The organism is Actibacterium sp. D185-2 (genome assembly GCF_054954595.1).
Genome location: NZ_JBPWNX010000011.1, coordinates 63,867 through 79,543, shown reverse-complemented (window position 1 = coordinate 79,543; position 15,677 = coordinate 63,867). Strand labels below are relative to the sequence as shown.

Genomic DNA, 15,677 nt, shown 5'->3' with positions numbered 1-15,677 from the left:
GGCCCTCATCCGTTGTGGCGCACCACGGCCTGTTGCAGGCGGTCGCGTTCGGCGCCGGTCAGAACCGGATCGCGGCGCAGGCGGGCGGCGCGGGCCTGCAGCGCGGCGGCGCGGGCGGCCAGTTGCGGGCCGCTGGCCGCGTCCAGCCGGGGCGCGGCCCCGCCGTCCAGAAGGCTTTCCAACGGCACCAGAACGGGAAACTCGATGTCTTTGCCACGCGCCAGCATTGCCGCGTCCACCTCGGGGAAGGTGGCGCAGCCGCCCAGCAGGCCGGAACACAGAAGAAAAAGCACGGCGCGGGTCATGGCGGGCCTCGGGGACATTCGGTGCGACCTTAGCCCGGCGTGGCGGGGGCAGGCAAGGCGGCGCGCGGGGGATTGAACTGAACGCGCGTTCAGATACCATGAGGCCATGGCACGAAAGACAGGGTCACATTCCGAGATCACCGGGCCGCTGGTCCGTGCGGCGGCGCAACGGCTGTTCGCGCAGCATGGGTATGGTGCGGTGTCGATGCGCCAGATCGCGGCCGAGGTCGGCGTGCAGGCCGGCGCGCTTTACAACTATATCCCGGATAAGCAGAGCCTGCTCTTTGACATGATGAAGGCGCATCTGGAGGCCGTGCTGGCCGCCTGGGCGGCCGAACCCGAAGGCGCCACGCCGGTCGATCGGCTGGCGGCGTTTACCCGGTTTCACATCACCTTTCATCTGGACCGGCCCGACGCGGTGCTGATTGTCCAGATGGAGCAGCGCAACCTGACGCCCGAAAACGCCGCGGCGGTCGGCGCGTTGCGCACTGCTTATGAGGCGCAGCTTGAAACGATCCTGCGCGACGGCAAGACGGCGGGCGATTTCACCCTGCCCGACACGCGGCTGGCGGCGCTGGGTGTGCTGGCGCTGCTGACCGGAGTCACAACCGGCTATCGCGAAGAGGGGCGGGTGCCGCGCGACCGGGTGGTGCGGATTTACTGGAACATGGTGCGCAAGGCCGTGGGCGCCTGAGGCGCGACGCGGCCCCTCGATCTTTTGGCGGCGGGCGGATAGACCGGGGCCGGACCGATATCAGGAGTGTTCCCATGCCCGAGGTGCTTGCCTCTGTTTCCGCCTCTTTGCCGCGCCGCGTGTTCGGGATCGGCGTACTGCTGCTGCTGGGGGGGATGGTGCTGTATCTGGGCCTTGGCCGCAGCCATCAGGCGCCGGGCTGGCAGCTTTTCCTGCTGGTCTTCGGTGCGTCGGTTCTGTGGATGGCCGACAGGATGCGCCGGGCCACGGCGCTGCGGCTGGACCTGACGCAGGACGGGCTGTTCGACAGCGCGGGGCGCGAACTGGCAAGGATCGATCAGATCGTCGCGGTGGAGCGCGGCACCTTCGCGGCGAAGCCGTCGAACGGGTTCGTGCTGCGGCTGGCGGAACGCGGGCCGCGGGCCTGGGCGCCGGGGCTGTGGTGGCGCGCCGGGCGGCGGGTCGGGATCGGCGGCGTGACCTCGGCCGGGCAGACCAAATTCATGGCCGAGATGCTGACCGCGCTGCTGGCTGAGCGCGACCGCGATGCCGACGTCAGCTCATAGTGCAGGTGACGCCTTCGAAGCACATCACCGGCACGAAACGCGGGCGGGTGACCACGAGGTTCTGGAAATCGCTGACGTTGAGGCCGACATTGAAGGGGGGCGTGTAGGTCACGAACGTTTCCAGCAGAATGACCCGGTCGCCAAGGGGCATGAGCGGGATCCTGTCCAGATAGGCCGACATGTTGGCGTTGATCAGCGCCCCCTTGCCACCGGCACCGTAGGACCAGTCAAGCTCTAGCACGCGGCTGCCGTCGTCGACATCGCAATTGCTGGTGCAGCGCACAAGGGTGACCCGGATCGCCGGGTCCGTGCCGTTGCCCAGGGTGAGATAGGCAAAGACGTCCTGCAGGCCCTCGATATAGGCGGCATCGACGCCGCTGTCTTCGCGGCTGATCATGTCGCTGACCGTATAGGCGGCCTTGAGATTGATATTGCGCGCCTCGTAGGCCTGAAAGAAGGCCAGGCTGCCCACATACCACCAGGTCAGCACCGGCAGGATGATCACCGCCTCGGCGATCAGGCTGGCATCTTCTTCGGTGGCGAAGCGGGTCAGGGCGCGGCGGATCGTATTGAACATGGTTCAGCTCCCTGTTCCGGGCTCGTTGACGAAACCCGAGGTGGCGGCCAGGGGCATGCCGTCGCCCGGGTTCCGCTCCAGCATCAGCGCAAGCTCGGTGCCGGGAAAGAACGGGTCGATCAGAACGCAGGCGCGTACGACCATCAGCTGGTTCTGGGCGCCGGCGTCGAAGGTGGTGGCGGGTTCCAGGTCTGCGCTGCGGTCCTTGCAGGTGGCATTGGGGCCGGGCAGGGTCCAGCTTGCGGCGGGGACCGGGATCAGTTCCAGCATCATCTGGTTTTCGCAATCCGAGATCAGGCCGGCGGTATGGCTGCAAATCTCCTGCTTCAGAATGGCCGTCGTCGGGTTGGGCCAGGTCCCCAGGCGCAATTCGCGCATCGCCAGGTCAAGGCCGCGGTCCAGCATCATCTGACGAATCATGATCATCGAAACTTCGAAGTTGGACACGAACAGCAGCATGAAAATAGGCACCATGATCACGAACTCGACCGTCGCGGTGCCGTCTTCGCGGCGCAGCAGCCGACGCAGCCTGCGGCCAAGCCGCCGGGAAAATCCACCCGGCCCGGTCATTGGGTCAACCGCAGCTGGTTGATCGAGCTGGCGATCACGCCGAAGGTTTCGGCCAGATTGGCGCCGTTGGCGGCAAAGTAGTGGCCCGGCGTGCTGGCGCAGTTGCTCATGACCTGATGGGCGTCGCCGCTGACTTCGAAGCCGATGGTATAAACGATCACCCCCTGATTCTTGGCGGCGGAACAGATATCCTGCAGGCGCGCGTTCTTGGTGCTGTTGCCCCAGCTCGATTCCGGATTGCCCAGCCAGGACCATTGCGAATACCAATAGGTGGTGAACTTGTTCCAGACCTCGGGAAAGGTCATCTGGACCGCGCAGCAGGGCTGCTCGACCACAGAGGTATTCGTCGTCGTCCAGCACTGATAGCCATACCACCAGGTCCAGCGGCAGGTCGTGTTGGTCACGGTGACCTCTTCGCCATCGGCGTCACCATAGGGATAGTCGTTCCACGAGCCGTCATAGGTATAGTAATACTTGTTGGTATCCTCGTTGTAGATCGAATAGCGGTCGGGCTGCGAGGTATTGCGCCAGATCGGTGATTCGCCGGTGCGATAGTCTTCTTTCAGATAGTGCTGATCGGTGTTCACCCCGTCGGTCATCAGCACGATCACCTTCATCGAGTACTCTTGGGTATAGTCATAAGGCCGGTCCGAAAAGACCGGATCAACGACGGTAGAGCCAACCCCGTCGGCGCGGCTGGTCAGCGCTGTGATGGCACTGCGCGTATCGGGATCCAGCAAAGCGGCGCCCCATTTCATGCCAACGTCGATCGAGGTGTTGCCACCCGCGCCCAGGCCGTCGATCCGGGACATCAATTCTTGATAATTGTCCATGAACGGCCGGATCCGGCGCCAGCTGTCCAGCCGGCAGGTGCGGCTGCCGTCGCTGGCATAGGTGCCGGAATTCCAGGGATCGAAATGCCCGGTGCGCAGCAGATAGACGTCGGGGTTCAGGCTGAAGCCGGGGGTCAGGAAATCGCCCTCTTCGAAGGTCACGCAATGCGAATAGAGATGCTCGTCGGTGATATTCAGCACATCCAGCAGATCCTCGCCCGCGGTGACCTGTTCCGAATAGGGCACAAGCGAGACCGACACCGCGCCATATTCGACCGAACAGGGCGTGCCCGAGGTGCGGCTCGCGTTCGGATTGCACTGCATGTAATAGACGAAATCCTTCGCCGCCTCGCGCAGTTCGGTGATTTTCGGCCAGCCGGTGCTGGAGTTCCAGCCCATCGAGCCCGATACGTCCACCACCAGCGAGATTTCCAGATCGGTGATGCCTTCCTCGGCGGTGCTAGCGGCGCTGGTCAGCATGGTGTTCAGAAGCGGCGGCAGGATCGTTGCCGTGAAGATCGAATCTAGATCGGTCGAGGCCGTCGCGCTGACCCGGCGAAAGCTGAGCTGCCCCGACGCGGACGTGCTGTCGACGTGAACATCGCCCAACGCGTCGGCCAGCCCGGCTTTTTCGAAGTAATCCTCGACGACCGCCGTCGCGTCGGCGGTCTGATCCAGATCGGCGGCGGCCAGTACGGCGCGGTCCAGGGTGCTTTGCAATTCGGTCCGGGCGGCTTCGTACCGCATCGCGTCAATGGCGATCCCGCCGCTCCACAACATCAGGATAAGGATCAGCATCCCGAAAACCAGCAAGGAGCCGTCTTCGTCGCGGTGGAACGAAGACGCACGGCGTGCGGCGCCTATCCGGATCCGGGAAACGCGCTGTTTTGCTTGTTCATACACAGATACCAACAACATCTCGTCACTTCCTGACTGGGGCGGATCGGCCAGTTTTCCTATTGGCAGGTACAGGCCCCGCTTCACATGGTTTGCTCTGCATATGTGGTGAAAATAGGGCAAGCTTCGGGCAATATCTGCCTGACTGAATGGCATTTTTTGCCAAGTTTTCACGCCCGCCGCGATTGCTGGCAAAGGCCGAAACAACGGCGCCCGGCGGTCCGGGCTGTCGTCCCGGTTTCGCCAGCGGGCTTCGCGTGTTGGGGGGTGTCAGGCGCCGTTTCTGCGCGTAGGCTCGGGCGAACCGAGTCGCTGCAACCGGCACGGATGGGGAGGAAAACATGGCCGAAACACAAGAGCCGGGCTTTCGGGATTCCGTTGATCTGATGTTCAACCGGGCGGTGGCGCTGATGGACCTGCCGCCGGGGATGGAAGAAAAGATCCGGGTCTGCAACGCCACCTACACGGTGCGGTTCGGGGTCCGCCTGCGCGGCCAGATCCAGACCTTCACCGGCTATCGCTCGGTGCATTCCGAACATATGGAGCCGGTCAAGGGCGGTATCCGCTATGCCACCGGCGTCAATCAGGACGAGGTCGAGGCACTGGCCGCGCTGATGACCTATAAATGCGCGCTGGTGGAAACGCCGTTCGGGGGCTCCAAGGGGGGCTTGTGCATCGACCCGCGCGCCTGGGACGAGCACGAGCTGGAGCTGATCACCCGCCGTTTCGCCTATGAACTGGCCAAGCGCGACCTGATCAATCCCAGCCAGAACGTGCCCGCCCCCGACATGGGCACCGGCGAGCGCGAAATGGCCTGGATCGCCGATCAGTACCGGCGGATGAACACCACCGACATCAATGCCAACGCCTGCGTCACCGGAAAACCGCTGCACGCGGGCGGCATCGCGGGCCGGGTCGAGGCCACCGGCCGGGGCGTGCAATACGCGCTGCGCGAGTTTTTCCGCCACCCCGAGGACGTGGCCAAGACCGGGCTGTCGGGTACGCTGGACGGCAAGCGGGTGATCGTGCAGGGCTTGGGCAACGTGGGCTATCACGCGGCCGAATTCCTGTCGACCGAGGACGGCGCCAGGATCATCGGGATCATCGAGCGCGACGGCGGGCTGTTCAACCCGGCGGGGATGAACATCGACGCGGTGGCGCGCTGGATCCGGGTCAATGGCGGGGTGCAGGGCTGCCCGGAAGGCACGTTCGTGGGCGATGGTGCGGCGTTGCTGGAGGCAGAATGCGACATCCTGATCCCCGCTGCGGTCGAAGGCGTGATCAACATGGGCAATGCCGCCCGGGTGCAGGCGCCGCTGATCATCGAGGCGGCCAACGGCCCGATCACCTTCGGCGCGGACGAGGTGCTGCGCGACAAGGGCACGGTCATCATTCCCGACATGTACGCCAATGCGGGCGGGGTGACGGTGTCCTATTTCGAATGGGTCAAGAACCTGTCGCATATCCGGTTCGGTCGGATGCAGCGCCGTCAGGAAGAGGCGCGCCACCAGCTGATCGTGGACCAGCTTGAGGCGCTGTCGGATGCGATGGGCAAGTCCTGGACGCTGACCCCGGATTTCAAGCTGAAATACCTGCGCGGCGCCGACGAGCTGGAACTGGTGCGCTCGGGGCTCGATGACACGATGCGCGGGGCCTATCAGTCGATGCGCGAAATCTGGCACGGGCGCGAGGATGTCACCGATCTGCGCACGGCGGCCTATCTGGTGGCGATCGGCCGGGTGGCGGCCAGCTATCGCGCCAAGGGGCTGTAGGGCGGAGCGGCGCTTATCGCGCCCTTGCGGGCGCTCTGCGCGGGCGGCGGCATGGGCCGCCAGGACCGATGCGCGCGTGTCGCGGACGGGCCGGTTTGTGTCGGCGCCGGGTGGGGCGCGCGATGATCGGCGTTGAATACTGGGTCTGGCGGGTCTTGTATGATCGCGGGGCCGAAAGGACGGATGTGCATGCGCTATTCGGGAGTCAGGGTGCTGCGGCAGGGGCTGTCGGGCAACAGGGGCTGGGGCCCGCTGTGGCGTGACCCGGCGCCGAAGCCCGAGTATGACATGGTCATTGTGGGCGGCGGTGGCCACGGGCTGTCGACCGCCTATTACCTGGCGAAAAATCATGGGCTGACCAATATCGCGGTGCTGGAAAAGGGCTGGCTGGGCGGCGGCAATGTGGGGCGCAACACCACCATCGTGCGGGCCAACTACTTTCTGCCCGGCAATTCGGAATTCTACAGCCATTCCCTGAAATTGTGGGAAGGGCTGGAGGCCGAGCTGAACTATAACGTGATGCACAGCCAGCGCGGGCTGATCAATCTGTTCCATTCCGACGGACAGCGCGACGCCTTTGCGCGGCGTGGCAATGCGATGATCAATCAGGGTGACGATGCCGTGCTGCTGGACCGCGACGGCGTGCGCGCCATGCTGCCCTATCTGGATTTCGAGCAGGGCCGGTTTCCGATCCATGGCGGGCTGTATCACCCGCGCGGCGGCACCGCGCGCCACGATGCGGTGGCCTGGGGCTATGCCCGCGCGGCGGACCGGCGCGGGGTCGATCTGATCCAGAATTGCGAGGTCACGGGGATTGACATCGCGCAGGGCCGGGTGACGGGCGTACAGACCACGCGCGGCGCGATCCGGGCGAAGAAGATCGGCGTGCTGGTGGCCGGGCGCTCGGGGCAGGTGGCGGCGCTGGCGGGGCTGCGCCTGCCGGTCGAAAGCCATGTGTTGCAGGCCTTCGTGACCGAGGGGCTGAAGCCGGTGATCGACCATGTGATCAGCTTCGGCATGGGGCATTTCTATATCAGCCAGTCCGACAAGGGCGGGTTGGTGTTTGGCGGCGATCTGGATTTCTACGCTTCTTACGCGCAGCGCGGCAACCTGCCGATGGCCGAGCATGTGATGGAGGCGGGCATGACCCTGATGCCGATGATCGGCGCGGCGCGGGTATTGCGTATTTGGGGCGGGATCATGGACATGACGCCCGATGGTTCGCCCATCATCGACCGTACGTCCGTCGAGGGGCTTTATCTGAACTGCGGCTGGAACTACGGCGGGTTCAAGGCGGTGCCGGCCTCGGGGTGGTGCATGGCGCATCTGATGGCCACGGGGCAACCCCACGCGGTGGCGGCGCGGTTCCGGTTGGACCGTTTCGCGCATGGCGATCTGATCGATGAGGAAGGGACCGGCAGCCAGCACAACCTGCATTGACGGCGCCGGGCCGGGGGCGGGGCGCCTTCGGCGAGAGTATTTGGACCGAGAAGAAGGCAGGGGGCTCCTTGCCGGAAAGGGCGGAAAGATGAGGATCACCTGCCCGCTGTGCGGGGCGCGCGACCGGCGCGAGTTCTATTATCTGGGCGCGGCCGATTATCTGGACCGCCCGGCCGAGGGCGCGGCCCCCGCGGCCTGGGATGCCTATCTGCATCTGCGTGACAACCCGGCCGGGGTGACGCGTGAGTTGTGGTATCACGAAATGGGCTGTGCGGCCTGGCTGATGGTCGCGCGCCACACGGTGAGCCACGAGATCGTGTCGGTGGTGCTGACGGCGGACCGAGGTGCGGACGGGGCGGGGGAGCCGGCATGAGGATTGCGGGCAAGGGCCGGATCGACCGCCGCGTTTCGGTGCCGTTCAGTTTCGACGGGGCGCGTTTGCACGGGCATGAGGGCGACACGCTGGCCTCGGCCCTGCTGGCCAATGATGTGCGGCTGGTGGGGCGGTCGTTCAAGTATCACCGCCCGCGCGGGATTTTCAGCGCCGGGTCGGAAGAGCCCAACGCGCTGGTTACCATCGGCGGCGGCGCGGCGCGGGTGCCGAATGTGCGCGCCACGATGCAGGAATTGCATGAGGGGCTGGAGGCGCGGTCGCAAAACGCCTGGCCGGGGCTGCGCTGGGATCTGCTGGCGTTGAATGACGCCTTTGCGCCGTTTTTTGGGGCGGGGTTCTATTACAAGACCTTCATGTGGCCCGGTGCGTTCTGGGAACGGTTGTATGAGCCGCTGATCCGCCGCGCCGCCGGTCTGGGGGCGTTGTCTGGGCTGGATGATACGGGCCGTTATGAGACGGCGTTTGCCCATTGCGATCTGCTGGTGATCGGGGCCGGGCCCGCCGGGTTGATGGCGGCGCTGGTGGCGGGGCGCGCCGGGGTGGATGTGATCCTGGCCGACGAGGATCGCGCGTTCGGCGGGCGGCTGCTGGCCGAGGACGAGGAGGTGGGTGGCCTGCCCGGCCATGACTGGGCTGCGGCTGTGACGGCCGAGCTGGCCGCGCTGCCCAATGTGCGGCTGATGCCGCGCACCACCGTGACCGGCGCCTATGATCAGGGCACTTACGGCGCGTTGGAACGGGCCGGGCTGCATCTGGCGCACCCGCACCCGGATGCGCCACGAGAGATATTCTGGCGCATCGCGGCGCGGCGCGCGGTGCTGGCCGCCGGTGCGCTGGAGCGGCCGATTGCCTTTGCCGACAATGACCGGCCCGGCATCATGCAGGCGGGCGCGGTGCGGGCCTACCTGCATCGCTGGGGTGTGGCGCCGGGGCGGCGGGTGGCGGTCTTTGCCAACAACGGCAGCGGCCACCGCACCGCCCGCGACATGGCGCAGGCGGGGATCGAGGTTGCGGCCCTGATCGACGCGCGGCCGGGCATCGCGGCGGCGGGCGATTTTCCGGTTTTCAGCGGTGCGCAGGTGATCGGCACCGCCGGGCGGCGCGGGTTGGAGCAGATCACCCTTCGCGACGCAGAGGGCCGCAAACAGGCGATTTCCTGCGACTGCCTTGCGGTTTCGGGCGGGTGGAACCCGTCGATCCACCTTGGGTGCCACATGGGCGCAAAGCCGATCTGGCGCGATGACATTGCCGCGTTCGTGGCGCCGGCGGGGGCCGTGCCGGGGATGGTGGTGGCCGGGGCGGCGGCCGGCGTGTTTTCGACCGCCGGGTGCCTGGCCTCGGGGGCGGCGGCGGCGGTCGAGGCGCTGGACTTTTCGGCCCCATCCGGCGATCTGCCGCGGGCCGGGGAGGGTGCCTATGACATCGCGCCGCTGTGGCAGGTGCCGGGGCGGGGGCGTGCCTGGCTCGATTTCCAGAACGACGTGACGGTGAAGGATGTAGAACTGGCGGCGCGTGAAAACCTTGCCTCGGTCGAGCATATGAAACGCTATACCACGCAAGGGATGGCGCCCGATCAGGGCAAGAATTCCAACATCGGGGCGCTGGCGGTGCTGGCTGAGGCCACCGGGCGCACGATCCCGCAAACCGGGACCACCACCTATCGCCCGCCCTTCGTGCCGGTGCCGATCGCCGCGATGGGTGCGGGCGGGCGCGGCAAGGGATTCGCGCCGGAGCGGTTCACCACGTCGCACGCGGCTTCGGTCCAGCGCGGGGCGCCGATGGTTGAGGCGGGGCTGTGGTATCGTCCGTCCTATTTCCCGCAATCGGACGAGGCGGATTGGCGCGCGGCCTGCGACCGCGAGGTGGGTCTGGTGCGCGGCACGGTCGGGGTGTGCGATGTGTCCACCCTGGGCAAGATCGACATTCAGGGGCCGGATGCGGGGGCGTTTCTGGATCTGGTCTATGCCAACAGGTTTACCACCCTGCCGGTGGGGCGGGTGCGGTATGGGCTGATGCTGCGCGAGGACGGCCATGTGATGGATGACGGCACCGCCGCGCGGTTGGGGCCGCAGCATTTCGTCATGACCACGACCACCGCCGCCGCCGGGCAGGTGATGCGGCATCTGGACTTCGTGCATCAATGCCTTGCGCCGCATCTGGATATGCGGATCAATTCAGTGACCGAGCAATGGGCGCAGATCGCGATTGCGGGCCCGCGGGCGCGCGAGTTGGTCAACGCGCTGCTGGAGGCCGATATCGACGATGACCGCTTTCCGTTCATGGCCTGCGGTGCGGTCGCGGTGTCGGGGGTGATGGGGCGGCTGTTCCGGATTTCGTTCTCGGGCGAGCATGGTTATGAACTGGCGGTGCCCGCGCGCTATGGTGACAGCCTGTTTCGCATCGCGCTGACCCTGGCCGAGGCGCTGGGGGGCGGCCCCTATGGGATGGAGGCGCTGAACGTGCTGCGGATCGAAAAGGGGTTCGTGACCCATGCCGAGATGGACGGGCGCACGACCGCGTTCGATCTGGGATTGGGGCGGATGATGTCGGCGAAGAAAGAGTTCATCGGCAAGGCGGCGGCGCAGCGCCCGGGGCTGACCGGCCCCGACCGCGCGCAACTGGTGGGGCTGCGCCCGGTGCAGGCGGGCGGGCAGATCGCCGCCGGGGCGCATCTGTTCAACGAGGCCGCGGCCCCCACCCGCGAAAACGGTCAGGGCCATGTGACATCGGCCTGCCATTCGGTGACGCTGGGTCACGCGCTGGGCCTGGCGTTCCTGAAGGATGGCCGCGCGCGGCATGGCAGGCGGGTGGTAATGGTCGATCACCTGCGCAAGTTGCACACGCTGTGCGAGGTGTGCGATCCGGTGTTTTTTGATCCAGAAGGGGGGCGTGCCCGTGGCTAGGCTGATCGCAAGACCCGCGGTGGCCGGGGGGCTGCCGCTGGAACTGGGCGCCACGCGGCTGACCGCGCCCGAGGTGGGCGCGATCACCGTGATTGCGCCCTATGCGGGGGCCGGGGCGGCGCTGTCGCGGGCGCTGACGGCGGCGCATGGCCTGACCTTCCCGGCGCCGAACCGGGTGGTGGCGCACGCGGGCGCGCGGCTGGTCTGGTCGGGCCGGGGGCAGGCGCTGTTGCTTGGGCCGTCACCTGGCCCGGGGCTGGCCGCCCATGCGGCGCTTGTCGATCAAAGCGATGGCTGGGCTGTGTTTGGGTTGGGCGGCGCGGGCGCGCGGGCGGTTCTGGCACGGCTGACGCCGCTTGATCTGCGGGCGGATGTGTTCGGGCCGGGGCAGACCGCGCGCACGCAGCTGGGGCATATGGCGGCCGCGATCACCCGGCGGGGGGATGACGGCTATGAGATCATGGTGTTTCGCTCGATGGCGCGAACCGCGCTGGAGGATCTGGAACAGGCGATGAAAAGCGTGGCCGCGCGGGGTGAAAGAGAAAATTTTTCCCGAAAAATTTTCCTTTGAAAAAATTTCGGGAAATTTTTTCATCCGCCGCGGGTGCTAGACTCTTGGCGTTGGCGGACCGATATTATGCGCTATGAGTCTGCCCCCGGGTTTCCTTGACGAGCTTCGCACCCGCACGTCCCTTAGCCAGGTCGTGGGGCGCAAGGTCATGTGGGATCCGCGCAAGTCCAATCAGGGCAAGGGCGACATGTGGGCGCCATGCCCGTTTCATCAGGAAAAATCCGCCTCGTTCCATGTCGACGACCGCAAGGGCTATTACTATTGCTTCGGTTGTCACGCCAAGGGCGACGCGATCAGCTTTATCCGCGAGACCGAGAATGTGGGTTTCATGGAAGCGATCGAAATTCTGGCCGGCGAGGCCGGGATGCAGATGCCCGCGCGGGACCCGCAGGCCGCGCAAAAGGCCGACCGGCGCAGCCAGTTGAACGCGGTGATGGAGCAGGCGGTACAATATTACCGCCTGCAGTTGAAAACCGGCGCGGCGGCGCCGGCGCGGGATTATCTGGCGCGGCGCGGCCTGTCCGAGGCGGCGCAGGACCGCTGGGATATCGGCTTTGCCCCCGATGTGTGGCAGGGGCTGTGGGATCACCTGACCGCCAAGGGCGTGGCCCCCGATCTGATCCTGGGCGCGGGGCTGGCCAAGCCCAGCCAGAAGGGCGGCAAGCCCTATGACACGTTCCGGGGGCGGATCATGTTCCCGATCCGCGATGCGCGTGGCCGGGCGATTGCCTTTGGCGGCCGGGCGATGGATCCCAACGACAACGCCAAATACCTCAACTCGCCCGAGACGGAACTTTTTGACAAGGGCCGCAGCCTTTACAATCAGGGCCCCGCGCGCGAGGCCGCCGGCAAGGGCCAGCCGCTGATCGTGGCCGAGGGATATATGGACGTGATCGCGTTGGCCGAGGCGGGCTTCGGCGCTACGGTCGCGCCGCTGGGCACCGCGGTCACCGAAACCCAGCTGCAGATGCTGTGGCGCATCGCCCCCGAACCGATCATCGCGCTGGATGGCGACACGGCGGGCCTGCGCGCGGCGCTGCGGGTGGTCGATCTGGCGCTGCCGCTGCTTGAGGCCGGGCAATCGCTGCGGTTTGCGGTGATGCCGCAGGGGCAGGACCCCGATGACGTGATCCGCGCCGGCGGGGCGGCGGCGATGCAGGCGCTGCTGGACGCGGCGCAGCCGATGGTGCGGCTGCTGTGGCGGCGCGAAACCGAAGGCAAGCTGTTCGACAGTCCCGAACGCAAGGCCGCGCTGGACAAGGACCTGCGCGCCGCCATCGCCCGAATCAAGGATCCGTCGATCCGCGGCCATTACGGCGAAGAGATCAAGCGCCTGCGCTGGGATCTGTTCGGCCAGCGCCCCGGCCCGCAGCGGCAGAGCAAGGGCAAATGGAAACCGCGCGATACCGGCCCGAAATTCCAGCATGTCACCAAGAATTCCGCGCTGGTGTCGTCGGCGCCCCAGTTCGAGCAGGATCTGCGCGAGGCTGTGATCCTGGCGACGCTGATCACCCATCCTGCGCTTTTGCCGGGTTTCGAGGGCGAGCTGGAGCGGCTGGAGTTCCGCAGCGATGATCACCGTCGCCTGCAGGGCGCGCTGCTGACCCATCTGGGCGAGGCCGACAGCCAGACGTTGCGCCGCGCCATAGAGGGAACGCTGGGCCCCGGCCCCCTTGAAAAGCTGTTCTCGCTCAGCCATGTGCAAATCGCGCCCCCGTTGCTGGACCGGGCCGATACTGAAAAGGCGATGATGTGTCTGGCCGAGGAACTGGCTAAGCTGGACGCCACGCGCGGCGCCGCGCGTGAAATCGAGGATGCGGTGGCGGATCTGGCCGGACTGGCGGACGAGGGGGTGACTTGGCGGCTGGGTCAGGTGGCCGAGGCGCGCAACCGCGCCGGGCGCGGAGATACCGAGGACAAGGGCGAATATGATGTCGGCCCGAACGGGGCACGGATGAGCCGGGACGAGCGCAGCGCCTTCGATCTGCTGTTGGGGCAGATCAATTTTGCCAAGGGCGGTAAGGGGGCACCGTGACGTTCCGGAGACGATTGGATAAAGAATCAACGCTAAATGGGTGTGCAGGCGCATGATTCGCGCTATTGATTCGGGTCAACGTGGGACCGAATCAGCTTCCCCGCGCAAGGAGCAGAGAATGGCCGCAAAAGATACCGACGACAGCAAGCCAGACGATCAGGACCAGGAGATGGCGCTCGATATGAGCCAGACCGCGGTCAAGAAGATGATCGCCGAGGCGCGCGAGCGCGGCTACATCACCTATGAACAGCTCAATCAGGTGCTGCCGCCGGATCAGGTGTCTTCCGAACAGATCGAGGATGTGATGTCGATGCTGTCCGAAATGGGCATCAACATCATCGAAGAGGAAGAGGCCGAGGACGAAGAGCAAAAGGGCGGCACCGCGGTGGTCGAGACCTCCTCTTCGCGCGAGGTGACGCTGGCCACCACCGAGACCGAAAAGCTGGACCGCACCGACGATCCGGTGCGCATGTATCTGCGCGAAATGGGTTCGGTCGAACTGCTGTCGCGCGAGGGCGAGATCGCCATCGCCAAGCGGATCGAGGCCGGGCGCAACACGATGATCGCCGGCCTGTGCGAAAGCCCGCTGACCTTTCAGGCAATCACCATCTGGCGCGACGAACTTCTGAGCGAAGACATCCTGTTGCGCGACGTGATCGACCTGGACGCCACGTTCGGCCGCACGCTGGAAGAGGACGGCGAAGTGGACGAGCCGGTCGTCGGAGGCCTGAATGTCGAGGCCGGGCCGGAAAAGCCGAAGGACGATCAGCCCGAGCTGGACGCCGACGGCAACCCGATCAAGGTCGAGGATGACGACGAAGAGGACGAGCAGGCGAACATGTCGCTTGCCGCGATGGAGGCCGCGCTTAAGCCGCAGGTGCTGGAAACGCTCGATCTGATCGCCCGCGACTACACGCTTCTGGCCGAAATGCAGGATCTGCGGATGTCGGCCACGCTGAACGAGGACGACTCTTTTTCCGCCAAGGAGGAGACCGCCTATCAGAAGCTGCGCTCGGAAATCGTGCTGATGGTGAACGATCTGCACCTGCACAACAACCGGATCGAGGCGCTGATCGACCAGCTGTATGGCATCAACCGCAAGATCATGCAGATCGACAGCGCGATGGTGAAGCTGGCCGATCAGGCCCGCATCAACCGCCGCGAATTCGTCGACGAATACCGGGGTTATGAGCTGGACCCGGCCTGGATGGATCGCATGGCCGAAAAATCCGGCCGTGGCTGGCAGGCGCTGGTCGAACGTTCGGGCGACAAGGTCGAGGAACTGCGCGCCGAGATGGCCCAGGTGGGTCAGTATGTGGGCGTCGATATTTCCGAATTCCGCCGCATCGTGCAGCAGGTCCAGAAGGGCGAAAAAGAAGCCCGCCAGGCCAAGAAGGAAATGGTCGAGGCAAACCTGCGTCTGGTGATCTCGATCGCCAAGAAATACACCAACCGGGGTCTGCAATTCCTTGATCTTATTCAGGAAGGCAATATCGGCCTGATGAAGGCGGTGGACAAGTTCGAATACCGCCGTGGCTATAAATTCTCGACCTATGCGACCTGGTGGATCCGTCAGGCGATCACCCGGTCGATCGCCGATCAGGCGCGCACCATCCGTATTCCGGTGCATATGATCGAGACGATCAACAAGCTGGTGCGCACCGGCCGCCAGATGCTGCACGAGATCGGCCGCGAACCGACGCCTGAAGAACTGGCCGAAAAGCTGCAGATGCCGCTGGAAAAGGTCCGCAAGGTGATGAAGATCGCCAAGGAGCCGATCAGCCTGGAGACCCCGATCGGCGACGAGGAAGACAGCCAGCTTGGCGACTTCATCGAAGACAAGAACGCGGTCCTGCCGCTGGACAGCGCCATTCAGGAAAACCTGAAGGAAACCACGACCCGGGTTCTGGCCAGCCTCACCCCGCGCGAAGAGCGGGTGCTGCGGATGCGGTTCGGTATCGGTATGAACACCGACCACACGCTTGAGGAAGTGGGGCAGCAGTTCAGCGTGACCCGCGAACGGATCCGTCAGATCGAGGCCAAGGCCCTGCGCAAATTGAAGCACCCCAGCCGGTCGCGCAAGTTGCGCTCTTTTCTCGACCAATAGGGTGACCATATAA

13 protein-coding genes are annotated in these 15,677 nt (G+C 65.6%); 9 read left to right on the top strand and 4 right to left on the bottom strand.

Going from position 1 to position 15,677, the window contains the following annotated elements; genetic code table 11:
• Positions 1–5: 5 nt before the first annotated feature.
• Complete coding sequence (locus ACSR1C_RS15575; protein WP_460260302.1) at positions 6–305, bottom strand: hypothetical protein; 300 nt, start codon at positions 303–305, stop codon at positions 6–8.
• A 106-nt stretch (positions 306–411) separates the two neighbouring features.
• Between ACSR1C_RS15575 and ACSR1C_RS15570 the strand changes: the two genes are divergently transcribed.
• Together ACSR1C_RS15570 and ACSR1C_RS15565 are read left to right on the top strand one after the other, a co-directional pair.
• Complete coding sequence (locus ACSR1C_RS15570) at positions 412–999, top strand: TetR family transcriptional regulator (RefSeq protein WP_460260301.1); 588 nt, start codon at positions 412–414, stop codon at positions 997–999.
• A gap of 74 nt (positions 1,000–1,073) precedes the next feature.
• Positions 1,074–1,565 carry a hypothetical protein gene (locus tag ACSR1C_RS15565; protein WP_460260300.1) on the top strand — a complete coding sequence of 164 codons (492 nt, stop codon included), beginning with the start codon at positions 1,074–1,076 and terminating at the stop codon, positions 1,563–1,565.
• On the opposite strand, the gene ACSR1C_RS15560 is transcribed toward ACSR1C_RS15565, so the two are convergent.
• From ACSR1C_RS15560 to ACSR1C_RS15550, 3 genes are read right to left on the bottom strand one after another with little or no spacing between them, the layout of a single operon-like run.
• Positions 1,555–2,142 (bottom strand): TadE/TadG family type IV pilus assembly protein, encoded by a 588-nt coding sequence (locus ACSR1C_RS15560; protein WP_460260299.1) that lies wholly within the window; start codon positions 2,140–2,142, stop codon positions 1,555–1,557. The genes ACSR1C_RS15565 and ACSR1C_RS15560 overlap by 11 nt on opposite strands.
• Positions 2,143–2,145: 3 nt before the next feature.
• The gene (locus ACSR1C_RS15555) at positions 2,146–2,712 is read right to left on the bottom strand and encodes a TadE/TadG family type IV pilus assembly protein (RefSeq protein ID WP_460260298.1); all 567 of its coding nucleotides are present in this window, start codon (positions 2,710–2,712) and stop codon (positions 2,146–2,148) included.
• A complete protein-coding gene (locus tag ACSR1C_RS15550) occupies positions 2,709–4,358 on the bottom strand; it encodes a Tad domain-containing protein (protein WP_460260297.1) in 1,650 nt (549 codons plus the stop codon). Before ACSR1C_RS15550 ends, ACSR1C_RS15555 begins: the two co-directional genes overlap by 4 nt.
• Before the next feature lie 425 nt (positions 4,359–4,783).
• Here ACSR1C_RS15550 and ACSR1C_RS15545 point away from each other — a divergent pair, with 425 nt between their 5' ends.
• The 7 genes from ACSR1C_RS15545 to rpoD all read left to right on the top strand — a co-directional run bounded on the left by ACSR1C_RS15545 (position 4,784) and on the right by rpoD (position 15,664).
• Positions 4,784–6,214, top strand: coding sequence for a Glu/Leu/Phe/Val family dehydrogenase (locus ACSR1C_RS15545; protein ID WP_460260296.1), 1,431 nt, complete (start codon positions 4,784–4,786; stop codon positions 6,212–6,214).
• Between the two features lie 189 nt (positions 6,215–6,403).
• Positions 6,404–7,654: a sarcosine oxidase subunit beta family protein gene (locus ACSR1C_RS15540; protein ID WP_460260295.1), complete on the top strand. Its 1,251-nt coding sequence runs from the start codon at positions 6,404–6,406 to the stop codon at positions 7,652–7,654.
• Positions 7,655–7,742: 88 nt separating this feature from the next.
• On the top strand, positions 7,743–8,027 hold the full coding sequence (locus ACSR1C_RS15535) for a sarcosine oxidase subunit delta (protein WP_460260294.1): 285 nt from the start codon (positions 7,743–7,745) through the stop codon (positions 8,025–8,027).
• Positions 8,024–10,951, top strand: coding sequence for a sarcosine oxidase subunit alpha family protein (locus ACSR1C_RS15530; protein ID WP_460260293.1), 2,928 nt, complete (start codon positions 8,024–8,026; stop codon positions 10,949–10,951). The genes ACSR1C_RS15535 and ACSR1C_RS15530 overlap by 4 nt, the downstream gene beginning before the upstream one ends.
• Positions 10,944–11,522 carry a sarcosine oxidase subunit gamma gene (locus ACSR1C_RS15525; RefSeq protein ID WP_460260292.1) on the top strand — a complete coding sequence of 193 codons (579 nt, stop codon included), beginning with the start codon at positions 10,944–10,946 and terminating at the stop codon, positions 11,520–11,522. The genes ACSR1C_RS15530 and ACSR1C_RS15525 overlap by 8 nt, the downstream gene beginning before the upstream one ends.
• Positions 11,523–11,595: 73 nt before the next feature.
• Complete coding sequence (gene dnaG / locus ACSR1C_RS15520; RefSeq protein WP_460260291.1) at positions 11,596–13,557, top strand: DNA primase; 1,962 nt, start codon at positions 11,596–11,598, stop codon at positions 13,555–13,557.
• Positions 13,558–13,675: 118 nt separating this feature from the next.
• Positions 13,676–15,664, top strand: a complete 1,989-nt coding sequence (gene rpoD / locus ACSR1C_RS15515; RefSeq protein ID WP_460260290.1) for an RNA polymerase sigma factor RpoD — start codon at positions 13,676–13,678, stop codon at positions 15,662–15,664.
• The last annotated feature ends 13 nt before the right edge of the window (positions 15,665–15,677 follow it).